This window comes from Selenomonas sp. F0473, assembly GCF_000315545.1.
Classification (GTDB): Bacteria; Bacillota; Negativicutes; order Selenomonadales; family Selenomonadaceae; genus Centipeda.
In genome coordinates, this window is the sequence record NZ_JH992902.1 from 367,858 (window position 1) to 387,135 (window position 19,278).

16 protein-coding genes are annotated in these 19,278 nt (G+C 48.6%); 2 read left to right on the top strand and 14 right to left on the bottom strand.

Annotation, left to right across the window (positions count from 1 at the left end; all coding sequences use genetic code 11):
* Positions 1-14: 14 nt before the first annotated feature.
* From HMPREF9161_RS01700 to smc, 14 genes are all read right to left on the bottom strand, one after another.
* Positions 15-617, bottom strand: coding sequence for an epoxyqueuosine reductase QueH (locus tag HMPREF9161_RS01700; RefSeq protein WP_009727947.1), 603 nt, complete (start codon positions 615-617; stop codon positions 15-17).
* Position 618: 1 nt separating this feature from the next.
* Positions 619-1,653: a Holliday junction branch migration DNA helicase RuvB gene (ruvB, locus tag HMPREF9161_RS01705; protein ID WP_009727948.1), complete on the bottom strand. Its 1,035-nt coding sequence runs from the start codon at positions 1,651-1,653 to the stop codon at positions 619-621.
* Between the two features lie 24 nt (positions 1,654-1,677).
* Positions 1,678-2,274 carry a Holliday junction branch migration protein RuvA gene (gene ruvA / locus HMPREF9161_RS01710; RefSeq protein ID WP_009727949.1) on the bottom strand — a complete coding sequence of 199 codons (597 nt, stop codon included), beginning with the start codon at positions 2,272-2,274 and terminating at the stop codon, positions 1,678-1,680.
* Between the two features lie 19 nt (positions 2,275-2,293).
* Positions 2,294-2,788, bottom strand: coding sequence for a crossover junction endodeoxyribonuclease RuvC (ruvC, locus tag HMPREF9161_RS01715; RefSeq protein WP_037348533.1), 495 nt, complete (start codon positions 2,786-2,788; stop codon positions 2,294-2,296).
* 56 nt (positions 2,789-2,844) lie between these two features.
* Positions 2,845-3,573: a YebC/PmpR family DNA-binding transcriptional regulator gene (locus HMPREF9161_RS01720; RefSeq protein ID WP_009727951.1), complete on the bottom strand. Its 729-nt coding sequence runs from the start codon at positions 3,571-3,573 to the stop codon at positions 2,845-2,847.
* A gap of 26 nt (positions 3,574-3,599) precedes the next feature.
* Entirely contained in the window at positions 3,600-4,811 is a 1,212-nt protein-coding gene (gene tyrS / locus HMPREF9161_RS01725; protein ID WP_009727952.1) for a tyrosine--tRNA ligase, read from the bottom strand.
* A gap of 14 nt (positions 4,812-4,825) precedes the next feature.
* On the bottom strand, positions 4,826-6,952 hold the full coding sequence (locus HMPREF9161_RS01730) for a transglycosylase domain-containing protein (protein WP_009727953.1): 2,127 nt from the start codon (positions 6,950-6,952) through the stop codon (positions 4,826-4,828).
* A gap of 102 nt (positions 6,953-7,054) precedes the next feature.
* Complete coding sequence (locus HMPREF9161_RS01735) at positions 7,055-9,412, bottom strand: endonuclease MutS2 (RefSeq protein ID WP_009727954.1); 2,358 nt, start codon at positions 9,410-9,412, stop codon at positions 7,055-7,057.
* Positions 9,413-9,527: 115 nt separating this feature from the next.
* Positions 9,528-10,136 (bottom strand): SMC-Scp complex subunit ScpB, encoded by a 609-nt coding sequence (gene scpB / locus HMPREF9161_RS01740; RefSeq protein WP_009727955.1) that lies wholly within the window; start codon positions 10,134-10,136, stop codon positions 9,528-9,530.
* A complete protein-coding gene (locus HMPREF9161_RS01745) occupies positions 10,123-10,851 on the bottom strand; it encodes a ScpA family protein (protein WP_037348534.1) in 729 nt (242 codons plus the stop codon). Before HMPREF9161_RS01745 ends, scpB begins: the two co-directional genes overlap by 14 nt.
* A gap of 8 nt (positions 10,852-10,859) precedes the next feature.
* Positions 10,860-11,489: a site-2 protease family protein gene (locus HMPREF9161_RS01750; protein ID WP_009727957.1), complete on the bottom strand. Its 630-nt coding sequence runs from the start codon at positions 11,487-11,489 to the stop codon at positions 10,860-10,862.
* An 18-nt stretch (positions 11,490-11,507) separates the two neighbouring features.
* Complete coding sequence (locus tag HMPREF9161_RS01755; RefSeq protein WP_009727958.1) at positions 11,508-12,056, bottom strand: NUDIX domain-containing protein; 549 nt, start codon at positions 12,054-12,056, stop codon at positions 11,508-11,510.
* 37 nt (positions 12,057-12,093) lie between these two features.
* Positions 12,094-13,032 (bottom strand): signal recognition particle-docking protein FtsY, encoded by a 939-nt coding sequence (gene ftsY / locus HMPREF9161_RS01760; protein WP_009727959.1) that lies wholly within the window; start codon positions 13,030-13,032, stop codon positions 12,094-12,096.
* A 23-nt stretch (positions 13,033-13,055) separates the two neighbouring features.
* Positions 13,056-16,619 carry a chromosome segregation protein SMC gene (smc, locus tag HMPREF9161_RS01765; RefSeq protein WP_009727960.1) on the bottom strand — a complete coding sequence of 1,188 codons (3,564 nt, stop codon included), beginning with the start codon at positions 16,617-16,619 and terminating at the stop codon, positions 13,056-13,058.
* A gap of 139 nt (positions 16,620-16,758) precedes the next feature.
* On the opposite strand from smc, the gene fba reads away from it, so the two are divergent.
* Entirely contained in the window at positions 16,759-17,754 is a 996-nt protein-coding gene (fba, locus tag HMPREF9161_RS01770; protein WP_009727961.1) for a class II fructose-1,6-bisphosphate aldolase, read from the top strand.
* 264 nt (positions 17,755-18,018) lie between these two features.
* The gene (locus HMPREF9161_RS01775; RefSeq protein WP_009727962.1) at positions 18,019-19,254 is read left to right on the top strand and encodes an aspartate kinase; all 1,236 of its coding nucleotides are present in this window, start codon (positions 18,019-18,021) and stop codon (positions 19,252-19,254) included.
* Positions 19,255-19,278 lie beyond the last annotated feature (24 nt).

Consider the following 19,278-nt stretch of genomic DNA (forward strand, 5'->3'; position numbering starts at 1 on the left):
TTCTACTTTCTTTACTATGCCTGCGCCATGAGGCGGCGACGTTTTTTCTCTTTATTTTCCTTACGCTGAATTTTACGCAAGGTACGACTATACCGCTCTTCCTCGCTAAAGATACATCCGCAATAAGACTGTCGGTACAGCCCCAGCTCCTTACTGATATCGATTCCTTCCTGCCAGCCGATGCGAAAATCCTTATAGTAAAAGGAAATCCCATATATATCGGCATATCTCTGCGCAATTGAGCGTATCATCTCATGCTGTTGATAGATGCTATAAAACAATGTGGACGTAAACGCGTCAAATCCATGGTCAGAAGCATAGCGTACAGCATTTTCCAGGCGCCATGTGTAACACATATGGCAACGTCCGAAGCGCATATTTTCTGCCGGAAGCGCTTTCTTGAGAAAATCCCGTATGCGATATTCCCGATCCGCAATAAAATCCATATGGGACAGTACCGCAAATTTTTCAGCGCTCTGCAGACGCTCATCCCATTCCATATAGGGGTGGATATTGGGATTAAAAAAATATCCCGTCGGCTCGATCCCATCTTCGCGCAGTTTTTTCAGCGGATAACAAGAGCATGGTCCGCAGCACATATGCATCAGAAGTTTCATTTTAAAGTAAATCTCCCTGCTGATAATCTGTTTGCGGATAGGCAATTTTCATATGTTCGTATCCGCCGCGCGTTACGATGCGTCCTCGTGCCGTCCGCACAATAAAGCCGAGTTGTATGAGATAGGGTTCATAAACATCCTCGATGGTCTCCGGCATCTCGCTAAGTGCGGCCGAAAGTGTTTTCAGCCCAACGGGTCTTCCGGAAAATTTATGAATCATTACTTCAAGCATGTAGCGATCCTTATTTTCCAGCCCGCACTCGTCTACCTCAAGTGCCTCCAAGGCCTCTAATGTCGTACTATGAGAGATAACGTGTTCACCGGCCACTTGGGCAATATCGCGCACGCGTTTGAGAATACGATTTGCCACACGCGGTGTTCCTCTTGAACGCCGTGCAATCTCAAGCGCACCGTCATGTTCAATCGTCACCGATAATATCTCTGCGGTACGCTCAATAATGAGAAGCAAAGACTCCGGCGTATAGTATTCAAGACGCGCCTGAATCCCGAACCGATCGCGCAGAGGTGCCGACAGCGCCCCCGTCTTTGTCGTTGCGCCGACAAGGGTAAACGGAGCAAGATCCAACCGAATGGAGCGTGCGCTGGGTCCTTTACCAATAATAATATCAATCGCATGATCCTCCATTGCCGAATAGAGGATTTCCTCCACATGATGTGATAATCGATGAATTTCATCTATAAAGAGAACATCATGTTCCTGCAGATTGGTCAGCAGAGAAGCAAGATCCCCCTGCCGCTCGATTGCAGGCGCCGAGGTTTGACGAAAGTTCGCTCCCATCTCATTCGCAATAATGCCGGCAAGCGTCGTCTTTCCAAGTCCGGGAGGTCCGTAGAGCAGAACATGATCGAGCGCCTCATTGCGCGATAACGCCGCTTGTATGAATTTGTATAGATTATCCTTTATTTTATCCTGTCCAATGTACTCGCTGAGGCGGCGGGGGCGCAGACTATACTGCCAGCCGTCAGTACTTTGCTCTTCAAATGAAACGAGTTCCTCCTCGTCGCGCATGTCCATAACTCCGTCCTCACTCCTGCAACGTTAGAACCGCTGTAACTCCGATAGTGCATATCGTATTAGTTCTTCTGTACTTTGGTAGTCTGTTTTTCTTTGAAAAACATTTTGAATTTCATTTTGCTGAAATCCTAGATTCGTGAGCGCCTCTATTGCTTCGGCAATCATGGAATCCGATGTGCTCCGGACAACGGCGTCGGCATTATTCGTATCGATATCTGTATACGCGCTAAATTTATCTTTAAGCTCCAAAACGATCCGTTCTGCCGTCTTCTTGCCAATCCCGGGCAGTTTTGTAATTCCCTTGACATCCTGCCGCTCAATTAAGCGGTAAAAATCGTGCGGAGTTACCTCTGACAGAATACTCTGCGCAACTTTTGGCCCAATGCCCGAAATACCGATCAGATGATGAAAAAGATCATATTCTTCCTGTGAGAAGAACCCATAGAGCAAAATCGCATCCTCGCGCACATGTGTATGAGTATAGAGCAAAACTTCTTCTCCGAGCGCAATATGGGCCCCCGTCTGTCGAGAAATAAATATGCGATATCCAATGTCATGTACGTCAAGCAAACAATGGTCGACTGCAATGTGTGCCACAGAACCGCGCAAGAAACCTATCATTGATTTCCTTTCCTCATATTCAAAAGCGATTGCGCCACGCAATGCTGTCCACACAATGAGCGGTGCAAATCGCGACGGCGAGTGCGTCCGCCGCATCATCCGGATGCGGAGATTCATCGAGGCGGAGTAATTTCGTCACCATGTAGATAACCTGCTCCTTTGTCGCTTTTCCATATCCCGTAACTGCCTGTTTTACCTGCAGAGGCGTGCGTTCAACGATAGGGACATCGTTTTTAGCCGCGGCCAGGAGTGCGACACCGCGCGCCTGTCCCACAGGGATTGCCGTCGTTACATTTCGGTTGAAAAAAAGCTGCTCAATCCCCATTGCCGCCGGATGATACTCCTTGATTAACGCCTCCAGCTCCGTATAAATCTTAAGCAGACGTTTTTCCACTTGCATTTTAGATGGGGTCGTGATCGCTCCGTAAGCACGTGGAACCAGACGAGTGCCAATCTGCTCTACAAAACCGTAACCGCAAATCGCCGTCCCAGGATCTATACCGAGAACTAACATATGTCGTTTCTAAAAAGTGCAGACGGATAAGTCTGCACTTTTTTAGAAGTTCCTCCTTATTCATCCATCTCGTAATTGCTGTATACGTTTTGCACATCATCATTATCTTCAAGCGCATCAATTAGGTTCTGCATCTTCTCCGCATCGTTTTCCGATAGGCTGACCGTCGTATCCGGTACCATCGTAACCTCTGCCGAAGCGGTTTCAATGCCTTTTTCACCGAGCGCCGTTTCGATAGATTCGAACGTATCCGGTGCCGCGATAATCTCGAATATATCCTCTTCGGCACGCATATCTTCTGCGCCCGCATCCAAGACAAGTTCTAATAGCGCATCCTCATCGTTAAAAGAGTCTTTTTCAACGATAAATACCGCTTTTTTCTTAAACATCCATGAAACGCAACCGTCCTGTCCAAGATTCCCGCCGTATTTTGAGAAGAGATGGCGTACATCTGCCGCGGTCCGATTGCGGTTGTCCGTTAAAATATCGAGCAAAACTGCCGTGCCTCCGGGACCGTATCCCTCATATACAACTTCGTCATAGTTGCTTCCCTCGGTTGCGCCAAGCCCTTTTTGGATTGCACGATTGATATTATCTTTCGGGATATTATTCGCCTTTGCTTTTGAAAGCGCAAGCTTAAGACGCATATTTCCCGTAGGGTCACCGCCGCCCATACGAACGGCGATTGTGATCTCACGACCGATCTTTGTCGTGATCTTTCCTCGGATGGCGTCGTTTGCGCCTTTTTTACGCTTTATATTTGCCCACTTTGAATGTCCGGACATGTAATAAATCCCCCTTCTATATTTCCTTATCGGCAACATGTTAATTTATAATGTTTCTTTTTCCCCTTTTTCAGCAATGCTTCTCCATGGGAAAAATCTGAGGAGTTGAGTACATAGTGCTCGTCTGTAATACGAATATTATTTAATGTGAGTCCGCCTTGCTGAATCAAACGACGGGCCTCCCCTTTGGAGGAAAGTACCCCGCCACGCGTTAATACATCGATCAATTTCTCTCCCAATGTACAGGAGACTTGAGGTATATCCGTCGATGTACCGCCGCTAAAGAGTATCTGGGCCGTATTTCTTGCCTGATCCGCTGCCTGTGCTCCATGAACAATTTTTGTCGCTTCATACGCAAGGATCTCCTTTGAACGGTTAATTTCCCGACCTTCTGCCGCAGAAAGAGACCTTACTTCATCCATCGGAAGGTAAGTAAGCAGTGAGAGACAATTCTCTATATCTGCATCGTCGATATTTCGCCAATATTGATAGAACTCATACGGCGAAGTTTTTTTCGCATCGAGCCAAAGTGCTCCGCCCGCAGTTTTCCCCATCTTTGTCCCATCGCTTTTCGTGAGGAGTTTATTCGTAAGGCCAAATACGGTTTGATTACTCTTTCGACGACAAAGTTCAACGCCAGCAATGATATTAGACCACTGATCGTCGCCGCCCATCTGAAGTCGGCATCCATAATGGCGATTGAGTTCGAGGAAATCATATGCCTGCATGATCATATAGTTAAACTCAAGGAACGTAAGCCCCTTTTCCCAGCGCTGTTTATAGCTTTCGGCTGCAAGCATGCGATTAACGGTAAAGTGCGCTCCCACATCACGCAGCAGTTCAATATAATTTAGACTGCGAAGCCAGTCCCCATTATCCACCATAATTGCGCGATCATCTGTAAAGTCAATAAATCGAGCAATTTGTTTTTTAAAACACTCACAGTTATAACGAATGGTCTCATCAGTCATAACCTTACGCATGTCTGTACGCCCTGACGGATCGCCTACAGTCCCCGTTCCGCCACCGACAAGACAAATTGGGCGATGCCCCGCCTTCTGCAAATGGGACATTGCCATCAATGCGATAAAATGTCCCGCATGAAGACTATCTGCCGTTGGATCAAAGCCAACGTAGAAGGTTACGGGGCCTTGATCCAACGCCTCACGCAGAGTCTCTTCATCGGTACATTGAGCAAGGAATCCACGCTCTTTTAAAAGATCAATAGCGTTGTGCATAAAATCCTCTTTCGTTAATTTCGTCCTTTTTCCACACCTGCACCTCGCTCCGGCACATTTCCACTATCTGCAGGAGTTGATTTTGTTTTAGAGGACGTTCCTGCGTTTTCAGATGATGTTTTATTCGCACCTTTTGTTTTACTGCGCTTTTCCTGCCCTTTCTCTTTCTTTTCTGCGGTATCCTTATCCTCTTCATCCTTATCTGAATCGTCTAAGTCGTCGAGTTCCGAGGCAGGTTTATAGGATACGCTTCCTTCAAAGCTGCACACGGGAAGTCCCGCATGGGCTTTTATCATAAATTCACGCCAAATCACGGCGGGAGTTGTCCCTCCCGACATTCCATGGAGATCACTTACACTATCGTTGCCAATCCACACACCTGCAACAAGATCCGGCGTATATCCGACAAACCAAGCGTCGTGATAATCACTTGTCGTACCGGTCTTTCCCGCTGCCGGTCTTCCAATATTTGCACTCGTTCCCGTGCCGCTGCGAATAACATCGGATAACATATTGGTCATCGTTGCCGCGTTCGCCGCAGACATCACACTTTTTTCCCGGCGATCTGCTTCTTCCAAAACCTTCCCCGTACGCGAAACGACGCGTACGATGGCAACCGGCTCTACATGAATCCCACGATTCGCAAATGTTCCAAATGCGCTTGTCAGCTCAAGAGGAGTCACACCGCGCGTCATACCGCCCAGTGCAGTCGCCAAATTGCGATCATTCGTAGCCCCGTCAAGAACGAAAGTGGATATTCCCATCTCCTGCGCATAAAAAATGGCTTTATCAATACCGATATCCTGCGCAATGCGAACGGTCGGGACATTAAGTGACCAACGTACAACATCTCGAAGGTGTACCTTTCCTGAAAATTTACGGCTGTAATTCTGCGGTTCCCATCCGCCGACTTTGAGCGGCTTATCTTCAATCACGGAATCAGGTGTATAATTATTCTCAAGCGCTGCCGCAAAGACAAACGGCTTAAATGCTGATCCCGGCTGCCGTACGGCCTGTGTTGCACGATTGAACTGATCGGTTCCTCTTCCCCCCACCATCGCTTTGATGTAGCCGTTATGCGGATCAATGGCAACCAACGCCCCCTGTGGCTGAAGAATTCCATTTGCATCCGTATAGTAGTTGGGAAGATTCTGCATGGCAGCTTCCGCCGCTGCCTGCATATCCATATCTATCGTTGTATAGATTTTTAACCCGTCTTTGTATATTGCATCATCTCCGTACTTTTCGACGAGAATCTGCAATACATAGTCGACAAAATAGCTGGCTACTTTGACACCGTCGTTGGATGTCTTAACAATAGCCAATTCCTCTTTCTTTGCCGTATTCGCTTCACTGTCGCTGATATAGCCGTATTTTGCCATCTGGTCAAGAACTACGGCTTTCCTCTGCATTGCGGCGTCCAAGTTATTCGACGGTGAATAGTAGTTCGGACTTTTGGGGATACCCGCAAGCATTGCACATTCGTTGAGGGTAAGATCTTTGGCATCCTTCCCGAAATACGTTCTAGCGGCTGCCTGAACGCCGTAAGCCCCCTGACCAAAGTAAATTTGGTTCAAGTAAAGTTCTAAAATCTCTTGCTTTGTATATTGGCGTTCGAGCTGCAACGCCAAGAATACTTCTTGAATCTTCCGTTTAAGTGTGCGATCCTGTGTCAGATAGGCATTCTTGGCGAGCTGCTGGGTAATCGTAGACCCGCCTTCCGTGACAGTACGCCCGCGAATATTCGCCCAAATGGCACGTAGGATCCCGCGCGGGTCGATCCCCGCATGATCGTAAAATCGATTATCCTCCACGGCGACGAATGCGTTTTGAAGATTTTTGGGAATGTCATTGATACTAACTGGCATACGGTTTTCTGTCGCATGGATATTCGCGATTTCATTACCGTTAATGTCATAAATTTGTGAAGATGCAGGAGGGACAATATCCTCCGCTAAGTTAGGTTTTGTATTTAAACTTGCCGTTAAGAAGCCGCATCCGACACCTATGACCATAACGAACAAAATCAGCCCTATCACAAGAATTGTTTTACCTATGATGGATCCTGAAGTTGATTTCTTCGATCTTCCCTTTTCCGTTCTCTTTTTTATAGGTTCGTTCTTATCCGGATGTTTCTGCATTATCTTCTCCTCGTATGTCTTGTGCCCTCATTGTAACATAAATTATATAATTTGTAAGGTCATTTCATCAAGATTATGAATAACAGAACCGAATAAAAATACTTATTTGAGTTTCACGGCGGTTGCACCGCTTCCCCCTTCGGAAATATCGGCAAATGAAAAGGATAAAACAGATTTGTGACGTTTTAAATAATCCCGTATACCCAAACGAAGCGCCCCTGTCCCTTTTCCATGAATGATGAGGATATTTGACAATCCTGTAAATACGGCATCGTCAATAAATTTACTAAGGCTGAGTTCTGCCTCAGATACCGTCATTCCACGCACATCAATCTGCGGTCGAATATGAGCCGATTTCTGAGAGATCGAAGATGCGATATTGACTTTTTCAACACGCCGTTTTTGTTTCTTCTTCGAAATAAATGTGCATGCGTTTATCTTAACAATTGTCCGCAGTCCGCCGACCTGCACTGTGAGCTCATTCTCGTGAACCGAAAGAACAGTTCCTTCCCGTGCGAGGTTCTTAATGTAGACGATATCGCCCCTTTGAATATCTTCCGCACGAATTTTTGTCCCGACCGAAATACCGGCCGTCATAGATTGCGGAATATAGGCATCCTTCAGCTGTTCCCGAACGGATTGGATCACCTTACGGCGTTCTTTTACGCCGTGATCGTCAAATTGTTCTTTGAGAGTTTTGATGGTCTCTTCCGCATTGCGCCTAGCCTCGCGCACAATGTTGTTTGCCTCTTCACGCGCTTTATGCAGGAGATCCCTGTGGGCATGGATAAATTTGTCACGCTCTATATGTAGCCGTTCCTCTAGTACGGAAAATTTCTGCTCTCGTACACGCAGCTCATTGTGTTTTTTTTCGTATTCTCTTTTTTCCTGTTCAAGTTCGTTTACAATGATCTCAAACCGAACATGATCTTCGTTAATATACTGCTGTGCACGCGCTACAATTTCCTGAGAAAGTCCAAGCCGGCGACTGATCGAAAAGGCATTGCTCGCCCCCGGCGTACCAATCAAGAGACGATAGGTGGGACGCAGTGTTGCTATATCAAATTCCACACTGGCATTCATAACCCCCTTCCTGCCGTAGGCATATGTCTTAAGTGCCGCATAATGTGTCGTTGCAACGACACTGATATGCTTATGCAAAAGGTATTCGATAATACTTCGTGCCAAAGCAGCTCCCTCATCAGGATCAGTTCCAGCGCCCACTTCGTCTAGAAGAACGAGGTCTTCGCCCCCTGCCTTTTGAAGAATCCGTACGATATTTTTCGTATGTGCCGAAAAGGTGGAGAGGCTTTGCTCGATGCTCTGTTCATCCCCAATATCGGCATAGATACTCCCATAAACAGGGAGTTCTGCCCCAGGCGCAGTCGGTAGAAAACAGCCGGACTGTGCCATGAGCGCCAAAATGCCGAGCGTTTTCATGCTTACGGTTTTCCCGCCGGTATTGGGGCCCGTAATCAATAAAACAGAAAAATCTCGTCCGAGCTCAATATCGATTGGAACGACCTGTTCTTTCGGGAGAAGCGGATGCCGTGCTCTTCTCAAACGAACATATCTGGAGCGGTTGAATACCGGCGCGTAGGCATCCATATTGTGTGCCAATCCTGCGCGTGCAAAGATGAAATCCAGCCCCGCCAATATGGTGCAGTTTTCGGACAAAATATCCGAAGAGCTCGCTATTTCTTGTGTGAGCTGCTGTAAAATCCGCTGAATTTCATGCTCCCGCGCAATTTCCATTTGACGCACGGTATTATTGAGTTCTACGGTTGCAAGCGGCTCTACAAATAGTGTTGCACCGCTCGCAGACTGATCGTGAATGACCCCCGGGAATTGATTTCTGTACTCTTGCTTAACGGGAATAACGTAACGTTCGTCGCGAACGGTGATAATCGGCTCTTGAAAACATTTTTGGTATGCCGCATCATGCAGAATCGCGGAGAGTTTCTCCTTCACGCGTCCCTGCGCAGAAACCAGCTCACGCGTCACACGCCGCAGTTCGAGACTTGCATCATCGCGGAAGTTGCCATGTTCATCGATTGTATTCTGCAAGCGACGCTCTAGCATCCCCAAGATTTCAATGCGTATCGTCTGCTCTTTCAGAAGCGGAAGTTCAAACTCTGCATCACGAAAGAAATATTTTATATTTCTCATGCCCTGCATCGTGCTCATAATCTCGCGCAGTTCTTCCACTTCGAGGACGGAACCGAGCGTTGCTTTTTGCAGAATATGCCGCAAATCACAAATACCGCCAAAAGGCGGCGTCTGTATTTGCAGTACCCTCACAGCTTCCGCAGTCTCTTCGTGAAGTCGTGTGACAGTATCAAACTCTGCTGAGGGAATCATCGTGCGGCATAATTCTTTCCCCCGTATAGAGAAAGCAAATGATGCCAATCTTTTTTTAATTTTTTCGTATTCTAAAACCTTGAACGCCTCTATGTCCATGATCCCTACCTCAAATTATAAAACGCCGCAGAAATAGTGCCCACGTGTGATTATTCGCCCTCCTGCATATTATGGAAGCAATACCTACGGAACAACATACCTACCGTAACAAATGTCACTCCTCGTGTATATCATTTTCTTCGGGTAAATCAGATGACGTGCGCATCTCTTCAAACAGGCGCAGCTGGTCGTTGTCCAAGGTAGACTTCACATCCTCCACCGCAGGAAGCATGGGCAAGGAGTCAAGACTATCTAGGCCAAAGGCGCGTAAAAATAAATCTGTCGTTCCGTAGAGAATAGGACGTCCGACGACCTGTTTACGTCCCATCTCATAGATCAACTCTAATTCGAGAAGCCGCCCGATTGATCGTTCTGCTCTTACCCCGCGAATATACTCCACTTCCTGTTTTGTAATAGGCTGCTTATAGGCAATAATAGAAAGCGTCTCCATTGCCGATGCGGACAGGGTCGGCCGTACGACTTCCGATAGTTTTTTTACAAACGAAAAGGTCTCCGGATGCGTGACAAGCTGATAGCCTCCCGCAGACTGACGCAAAACGATACCGCTGGATCGTTCCGCTAAAGTTTTCTCAAGCTCTGCCAGCAATTCTTGGACACTCCACACCGGAGCTTCGATGATTTCAGAGAGTTTCTGTGCGGAGAGCGGCGTACCGGAAGCAAATAATATCGCCTCTAAAACAGAGGTCTGATTAAGAGACGCCACGGATGCCCTCCTTCATCTCAATTTGTATATCATGATACAGATGATCTTGAGATACAACAACAACCTGCATCTTTATCAATTCTAGGAGTGCCAAAAATGCAGCCAGCAACTCTCCTCGCGTTCCGGTCGGAAATGCATCGCGCAGGCCGATCGTTCCATGGCGTTTTTCAAGCAATGATAGGATATCCGACATTTTATCCTGCACACGATACTCTTCCGACGCAATCACCATAGTCGGTATTGCAGCTTCTTCATTCATACGCTGCAATGTACAAAAAATTTTCATCAGAGAATCTGCCGATAAATTTTCGGGCGCCAAGCGATGTATGGGAAGAGGCATAGGCGCGCGCTCCACATATGCATTTTGCGTATCCGCCATTAAGTAAAGCGTTGGCGTCACTTCTTTAAAGCGTCTATACTCGAGTAAACGCATTACGAGTTCCATACGAGGATCTTCTGCATCCGGCTCGTCTACGACAGTTTTCGGCAGCATCATCCGCGATTTGATTCGTAAAAGGGTTGCTGCCATAACCAAGAACTCACTTGCAAATTCGATATCAAACTCATACAACGTATCGATATATGCAAGATATTGTCTTGTCAATTCTGCGATTGGAATATCGTAAAGATCGATTTTATTCTTTTCAATGAGATGCATGAGCAGATCCATAGGACCTTCAAACGCATCCAATTTCACAAGATAAGTTGATTTCATATGCTCCGTTAAAACACAAGAATACCAGCAAGCACCTTATATATAGTGTAAATAAATTGAAACAACGGCATGAGAACAATCCCCAGCACCGGTGTTGCAATGAATACGATCATGATCAGTATGCTATACCGCTCGATTGACTGGTAGCGATAGGCAAATTGCGGCGGTAAAAGATTCCGTAAAATATGGGAACCATCCAAAGGCGGAATCGGCAACATATTGAATATAGCAAAGTTGACATTATAGATAAATATCATTTGTATGATACTGAATGTAATCGACGAAATTTCTATATTATAGAATCGAATAAAATACAATATATAAAATGAAATGAAACCAAGAATAAAATTTATTGCAGGCCCTGCTAAAGAGACAAGGATATCATCCCTTTTCGGATGCTTAAAGTTACTCGGATTAATCATGACAGGTTTAGCCCATCCAAACCGTACAAGAAAGAGCATGATAAGTCCAATGGGATCAATATGTGCCCTCGGGTCAATTGTCAGACGCCCCATAAGACGCGGCGTAAAATCCCCAAGTGAAACAGCAACACGCGCATGTGCATACTCATGGAAAGTCATTGCTATGATCAGTCCCGGGATTCCCAACAACATCTCCGTAAAGTTAAATCCAAACATAAATTTCTCCCATATATATCAGCAGATCTGTAAATACTCTGACGCCATCATCAAGGATATAACGGTCTTGGCGTCTATGATTTCTCCCGTTTTTACCATATCAACGGCCTGTGTAAACGGTATCTGTACGACATTGACAAACTCATCTTCATCAGTATGTTGCTTACCGGAGGAAAGCCCACGTGCGAGATAAAGATGAATGTATTCGTTCGAAAATCCTACCGTCGTCGCGATCGTTGTCAGCTTATCATATCTCTCAGCCGTATAGCCCGTCTCCTCGGACAGTTCACGCTGCGCACAGTGCAGAGGATCCTCTCCTTCATCATCCAATTTCCCGGCGGGTATTTCTAAAGTAACCTTTCCAATCGGATAGCGATACTGCCGTACCAAGATCGCATTTCTATTAGGCAGAACGGGCAAAACGGCGGCCGCCCCCGGGTGACGAATCCATTCACGGACCGCCTCTTTCCCATTAGGGAGTCTCACTGTATCTCTAAGGACATGCAGCAATGTTCCATCAAAGATTTCTTCACTTCTGATCCGAGATTCTATGAGATCTTCGTACATGTATAACCTCCGCTTCATCTACAAATCACGTTTTCCGCTATAGCGGTTCTGCTGCATCTTCTTTTTTCAGAAATAGCGCATTGACGAAATCCACGGCATGAAATGGACGAAGATCTTCGACGCCTTCTCCCACGCCGATCCACTTAATCGGAATCGAAAGCTGCGATCTGATACCGACGGTCACGCCCCCCTTTGCCGTGCCGTCTAATTTGGTAAGCACAATCCCTGAAACGGGTGCCGCCTGTGTAAACAGTTCTGCCTGGCTAATCGCATTCTGCCCCGTCGCCGCATCGAGAACGAGCAGCGTTTCATGCGGCGCACCCGGAATTTCACGCCCGATCACCCGATAGATTTTCTCTAATTCCTGCATAAGGTTGGACTTTGTTTGCAGTCTGCCGGCAGTATCCACAAGGACAATATCGATGTCGCGTGCCTTTGCCGCCTGCATAGCGTCAAACACTACCGCTGCCGGATCGGCCCCTTCGACATGCTTGACGATCTGTGCGCCCGTACGCTTACCCCAAATTTCCAGCTGATCTATCGCGGCCGCGCGAAAGGTATCCGCTGCGGCGAGCAGCACCGACTTCCCTTGTCCGCGATAAAAGGCGCTTAGTTTTCCGATCGTCGTCGTTTTTCCAACGCCGTTGGTACCGATCACAAGCAGAACTGTAGGTCCGTTTTCCGCCATCCGCAGACTGTCGTCTCCCGCTTCCAGGATACGAACGATCTCTTTCTCCAAAAAAGGAATAATATCTTCGAGACTACGAATTTCTTTTTGTTTGATCCCCTTGCGCACCGCAGCAATCAGCGTCTCCGTAGTCTTTACCCCCACATCTGCCGTAAGGAGCGTCTCTTCGAGTTCATCGATGAGATCGTCATCAATATTCGCATACCCGATGATCAGTCGTTCTATACTTTGTGTAAAATTTTCCCTGGTTTTGCCGAGCCCTTTTTTAAGTCGATCAAAAAATCCCATGATTGCTCCTTTTCGTCAAAAATCTAAGCGCTCGCACCCTCTTCATAGTCTTTCAGCCTAATAGAAAGCACCTTCGATACGCCGGCGTCCTCAACGGTAACACCGTACATACTGTCTGCGGCCCGCATCGTTCCCTTGCGGTGCGTTACCACAATGAACTGCGTATCATGGGCAAACTCCTGTAAGAAATCGCCAAAGCGTGATACGTTCACCTCATCGAGCGGCGCATCAATCTCGTCGAGAATGGAAAAAGGCGACGGGCGATAGCGTAAAAAGGAAAATAGAAGCGCAATGACCGTAAGGGCGCGTTCCCCTCCCGAGAGGGCCGATAGGTTCTGTCGCTTTTTATGGGGTAACGTGACCAAAATCTCCACACCGCTGGAGAGTATATCGTCTTGGTCTGTAAGACGCAGTTCCGCCGCTCCGCCGCCAAAGAGTCGTACAAATGTCTCGTTAAAATAACCTTGAATCTGTTGAAATGCATCGCGAAATGTCCGCGTCATATCCGTATCGATTTTTTGGATGATGCGCTCTATATCCTCTTTCGCCGTTTGGAGATCGCGAATCTGTGCCTCTTCCTCTTCATAGCGCGCCTTTTTCTCCGCATATTCCTCCACCGCATTCGGATTCACAGAGCCAAGCGATTGGATCGCGTCGCCGAGTTCTCTAAGGCGCTCGCTTAACAGCGAACCATCAACCGCTTCCGTCTCCTGTGCCGCAGCTTCTGGTGTCATGCCGAATTCCGAAAGCAGCGATTCTCGGCAGTCTGAAATGCGCACATGGATGCGATCCAACTGTTTATCGCTTTCGTGGATTTTTCCGCGTACGCTGTCTGTACGAGCAATGCTGTCCTTAATCGATCCATCCAAGAGGCGGGCTTCCGCCTCATACTGAAGGCGTCGGTCCTTTAAACTCCGATCGGCCATGCTATAATCCTGCAGCGTAGCGCCTTTTTCACTTATGGCAACTTCAAGGATATCGAGACGTTTTCCGGCCTCGGACAACTCTTCGCTCAGCCGCGCTATTTGCTCGGTAAAACCGCCGAGCATCTCCGCCGCCTCACGGCATTCTAATTCACGCGTCTTTACATGATCCGTCCCCGTCTGAATCTCCGCATTGAGCGCGGCACATTCTACTTCGAGCTCATGAATTTGTTTTTCATGTGCTTGCACGTCAGATGATAACGCTGTAATCCGATTCTCTGCTTCTTCAAGTTCCTTAGAAAAGCGCTCTTCATGTACGCCGCATTGTGCCAAGTTTCGCTCGAGCCTTATTTTTTCCCGCTCGAATTTGGCGCTGTTCTCCCGCTCCGCATGCTCGCTGCATTCCAAGGCATATACCGATGCCTCTTGGTCCATGAGGCGCGCGCGCAGCACGTCACACTTTCCCCGCTCCTCCAAAAGAACACGATTTGACTGCTCTTCTTCTTCATGAATGGAAGAATAACGTGCTCGGTTATCCTCTAAAAGGCTTTTCCGCTCTTTCAGTTGTTCCTGAAGCTCGCCGTATTGTATTTTTTGAGCGTTAAGCGCCGTCTCCAGCGTCTCCATCTCATGGCGCCGATTCAGTAAAAAGGACTGCTGTCGTCTCCGCCCTCCCCCGGTGAGGGATCCTCCCGGGTTCAGAAGTTCGCCCGTCAGCGTTACGATGCGGATACGGTAGCCGTTTTCCTTCGCTGCCAAAAGGGCGTCCTCTAAGGTCTCCATGACCAACGTTTGAGAAAGAAGATGATCCGCAACCTTTTGAAAGCTCTCCTCGACTGTAACGAGCGTATTCGCCCAGCCGACCGCCCCCCGCATGCGTCGGAGATTGATCTCACGCGGCTGCCGCACGGCAATTGTGGAAAGCGGAAGAAAAGTAACGCGTCCGCCGCTGTTCTGTTTGAGATAGGATATTGCCTCTTTCGCAATGCGCGCATCTTTTGTGACAATATTGCGGACGGTTCCGCCGAGCGCAGCCTCCACTGCGGTCAAATAGCGCTGCGGGATACCGATCAGATCGGCGACAACACCGAAAACGCCGTCGCGCCATTTTTCATCTGCTTGAAGAACAAGCTGGACGTCCTTACCGAACCCCTCATAACTCTCTTGGAGTTTTCGAACAAAATCAAAGCGCTGCAGTGTGCGGCGAAGCTCTTCGTCCGAATGGAGAATACGATCTTCAACGGCGTGTGTCTCCGATTGACTCTCTTCAATCACATATGCAAGATGATCGCGTTCATGCAAAAGACGTTGATGTTTCTCTTCCAACTCCCGCACATGAGATTCTGCTTTTTTGAGCGTATTTCGAGTCTCTGTAAGCACCGCCTTCCTGCGCGCAAGTTCCTCTCGGCGCCGCGTCCCCCCCTCGTCTTCACGCTCGAAATTATTGGAAACAACGGCAAGTTCCTCACGCAGCCTTGCAACGGTACGCGCGACGCCGCTGCACGCATATTTGGCACGAGATGCACGCTCCTCATATGCGGCATGCTGACGGAGAATTTCATCCAATTTTTCCCGCGCCCGCGCACATGCCTGTTGTTTCACATCGCGAGCCGCGATTTTTCCGGATAATGAATGTTCGATTTGTGTAATTTCCTGCCGCGTTGCATCAATTTTAGTACGGCTGGATTGCTGCAGCCGCTCAATATCCTCTTTTCGTCTGATTCCTTGATCTTGCCGTCCCGCAAGCGTTGCGGACTCTTGTTGCAGCGCGTCAAGAGCCTCCCGCGTCTTTGTGCTGTTCTTTTCTAGTTCTTCGATATCGTCGTCGATGTGCCGCACTTTTTCCTCGATCGTGCCTTTTTTTTCCTCGGCGCGCATACGCTCCCCGATCAAAGACGCCTCCTCGTCACGATAGGAATGTAGCGTTCGGTCAAGGCTTTCCCGTTCGGTTAAAAGATTATCATATTCTTGTATAAGTGCCGTCAGCAGATACTGACGCCGTTCTGCTTCAAGCGTGCGATATGTCTTTGTCTTTTCAGCCTGAGCCGCAAGCGGCTCCAGTTCTGCAGCTTGAGCGTACATAATGTCGCTGAGTCGAACGAGATCGCTGTCATTATCCCGCAGTTTACGCAGCGCTTCCTGCTTGCGCGTACGGTATTTTGTAATTCCCGCCGTCTCCTCAAAAAAAACGCGCCGCTCTTCGGGGCGGCTGTCAAGGATATCGTTCAGCCGATTCTGTCCGATGATGCTCATTCCGTCGTGGCCGATCCCCGTATCGGCAAAGAGCCGGTAGATATCCTTGATCCGGCAGCGAGAACCGTTGAGATACACCTCGCTGTCTCCGCTGCGATAAAGACGACGCTTTACGACAACCTCCTCATAGTCGATGGGCAGCGTTTTATCACGATTGTCGAATACCAAGACAACTTCGGCAACGCTGAGCGCACGGCGTGCGGCGGAACCGGAAAAGATAATATCCTCGGAGCGAAGCCCGCGCAGCATACGGATATTCTGTTCCCCAAGAACCCAGCGAACGGCATCCGTTATATTGCTTTTTCCGCTCCCGTTCGGTCCTACGACAGCCGTAATTCCCCGGTCGAATTCGACGACGATCCGCTCGGCAAACGACTTGAAGCCATACGCTTCCAATCGTTTTAACTGCACGCTCTGCCACCTCCTTTACAAATGAGTCCACTCATTATAGCAGAACGGCGGCGAAATTTCAAAAAACGGTATTCAGTACAAATAAATTATGTTACAATGAAATCGTTTATCTGCGGTTAACTTTTTAGGAGGGAATCACATGCCACTTGTCGGAACGAAGGAAATGTTTAAGAAAGCCTATGACGGCGGATACGCTATCGGCGCTTTCAACGTCAACAACATGGAGATCGTCCAGGGTATTACAGACGCTGCCGGCGAACTCAACTCTCCGCTGATCTTGCAGGTCTCTGCGGGTGCCCGCAAATACGCGCGTCATGAATATCTCATTCACCTTGTGAAGGCCGCTCTTGAAATCAACGACATTCCCATTGCACTCCATCTCGATCATGGCGCGGACTTTGATATCTGCAAAGCCTGCATTGACGGCGGTTTTACCTCCGTTATGATTGACGGCTCTCATCTCCCCTACGATGAGAACGTAACTCTCGCAAAACGCGTTGCCGAATATGCGCATGCACATGGCGTCGTCGTTGAGGCTGAACTTGGCCAGCTCGCTGGTATTGAAGATGATGTGAACGTCTCGGCAGAGGATGCATCCTATACAAAACCCGAAGAGGTTCAGGATTTCGTGGAAAAGACCGGCGTAGACTCCCTTGCCATCGCAATCGGCACCTCGCACGGTGCGTTTAAATTCACACCGGACCAATGCACACGCAATGCAGACGGTGTTCTCGTACCGCCGCCGCTTCGCTTCGATATTCTGGAGGAAATCGAAAAGCGCATCCCCGGATTCCCCATCGTTCTCCACGGCGCATCATCCGTCGTTCCTAAATATGTGAAAATTATCAACGAGAACGGAGGACATATGCCGGATGCCGTCGGAATCCCCGAAGACCAGCTCCGCCGCGCAGCGAAGTCGTCCGTCTGCAAGATTAATATCGACTCGGATCTGCGTCTTGCGATGACGGCCGGCATCCGCGAACACTTCAGGAAGGAGCCGGCTCACTTCGATCCGCGTCAATATCTCACTGACGGCCGCAGTTACATTAAGGAATTGGTCTCTCATAAGATCAAAGAAGTCCTCGGTTCAGACGGAAAAGCGCCTGAAATCCTGGCCCTTCTCGACCGGAAATAAACAAAGGGTTATAACTGCCGTTATCTAAAATTATTTTGGATAAAAGCAGCGCACAGCATCAAACTACCATAGGGGATTATTCATGCGAATGCGGAATAACCCCCTATTTCTATCTGCCTCTATATGCAGAAGAACGGCGATCGTTTTGGAATAGTCCCTGCGGGACCATCATTTAAAGCGTTTACTAGACACAATACGCTCTTCCGTGTATAATTTGTTCAGCAATTTACTATAGCAAAAAATTGATCCTTAGGGGGACAGGATATGGCACTCATTGTAAAGAAATTCGGCGGAAGTTCCGTTGCGACGCCTGAAAAGATAAAGAATGTTGCAAAGCGCATTCTGAGCGAAAAAGCCCCTGATGACCAAATCGTCATGGTCGTCTCCGCAATGGGCGACACGACGGACGATCTGATTGCGCTTGCGGAGCAGGTAGTAGACACCCCGTACCGGTATGCGCGTGAAATGGACATGCTGATGACCACGGGAGAGCAGGTTTCCATCGCGCTTCTCACAATGGCATTTCGCTCCATGGGGCAGCCCGCTGTCTCGCTTACGGGTGCGATGGCAGGGATGAAAACGGATCGCGCGCACACAAAAGGACGCATCACCGGTATTGCCCCGGCACGCATCCATGAGGAACTTGCCAAGGGAAATGTTGTCGTGATCGCGGGATTTCAAGGAACGGATCCCGACGGTAATCCCGTCACGCTCGGCCGCGGGGGTTCGGATACTTCCGCCGTTGCCATTGCGGGCGCCATCGGCGCGGATGCCTGCGAAATCTATACCGACGTCGACGGAATCTATTCCGCCGACCCGCGTATCGCCAAGGGTGCGCGACGTATGCGCGAGATTACATACAATGAAATGCTCGAAATGGCGCGTCTCGGCGCCGGCGTGATGCAGCCGCGCTCTGTGGAAATGGGACAGCTCTATAAGATCCCCATTCACGTCCGTTCCACATTTAACTCTGAGCCGGGTACGATCATTAGGGAGGAATATACAGTGGAAGAGAAGTCCTTTATCATTCGCGGTGTAACGCATGACGAGCACGTTTCGAAAGTGGCCGTCTTGGGCGTTGCCAATGTTCCCGGCGTCGCGCATGAGATTTTCTCAGCGCTGGCGGACGCGAACATCGACGTCGATATGATTGTGCAGAGCCTGCGCAGCGCAGAGTCGAACATCACCGATATGGTTTTTACCGTCGCCTCGATCGACGCCCTGGAGGCAAAACATGTGGTGGAACGCATTGCAGAAAAAATTGACGCCTCCTCCGTTCTCATCGATAACGATGTGGCAAAAGTTTCCATTGTCGGCGCAGGGATGCTCGGCAGCCCCGGGATCGCGGCGCGCATGTTCGGCGCACTCTCGCGTACGAAAATCAACATCGAGATCATCAGCACCTCCGAAATCAGCATCTCCTGCCTTATCAAGGGAGGCAGCGTGAAGGAAGCGGTCAATGCAATCCATGACGAATTCTTCCCTGCCGAATCTCAATGACAACCGCTTGTTTCAAATACGAAA

Coding starts and splice junctions, on each gene's coding strand:
- HMPREF9161_RS01700 (WP_009727947.1), bottom strand. CDS start 617: ATGAAACTTCTGATGCATATGTGCTGCGGACCATGCTCTTGTTATCCG.
- ruvB (WP_009727948.1), bottom strand. CDS start 1,653: ATGGACATGCGCGACGAGGAGGAACTCGTTTCATTTGAAGAGCAAAGT.
- ruvA (WP_009727949.1), bottom strand. CDS start 2,274: ATGATAGGTTTCTTGCGCGGTTCTGTGGCACACATTGCAGTCGACCAT.
- ruvC (WP_037348533.1), bottom strand. CDS start 2,788: ATGTTAGTTCTCGGTATAGATCCTGGGACGGCGATTTGCGGTTACGGT.
- HMPREF9161_RS01720 (WP_009727951.1), bottom strand. CDS start 3,573: ATGTCCGGACATTCAAAGTGGGCAAATATAAAGCGTAAAAAAGGCGCA.
- tyrS (WP_009727952.1), bottom strand. CDS start 4,811: ATGCACAACGCTATTGATCTTTTAAAAGAGCGTGGATTCCTTGCTCAA.
- HMPREF9161_RS01730 (WP_009727953.1), bottom strand. CDS start 6,952: ATGCAGAAACATCCGGATAAGAACGAACCTATAAAAAAGAGAACGGAA.
- HMPREF9161_RS01735 (WP_009727954.1), bottom strand. CDS start 9,412: ATGGACATAGAGGCGTTCAAGGTTTTAGAATACGAAAAAATTAAAAAA.
- HMPREF9161_RS01745 (WP_037348534.1), bottom strand. CDS start 10,851: ATGAAATCAACTTATCTTGTGAAATTGGATGCGTTTGAAGGTCCTATG.
- HMPREF9161_RS01750 (WP_009727957.1), bottom strand. CDS start 11,489: ATGTTTGGATTTAACTTTACGGAGATGTTGTTGGGAATCCCGGGACTG.
- HMPREF9161_RS01755 (WP_009727958.1), bottom strand. CDS start 12,056: ATGTACGAAGATCTCATAGAATCTCGGATCAGAAGTGAAGAAATCTTT.
- ftsY (WP_009727959.1), bottom strand. CDS start 13,032: ATGGGATTTTTTGATCGACTTAAAAAAGGGCTCGGCAAAACCAGGGAA.
- fba (WP_009727961.1), top strand. CDS start 16,759: ATGCCACTTGTCGGAACGAAGGAAATGTTTAAGAAAGCCTATGACGGC.
- HMPREF9161_RS01775 (WP_009727962.1), top strand. CDS start 18,019: ATGGCACTCATTGTAAAGAAATTCGGCGGAAGTTCCGTTGCGACGCCT.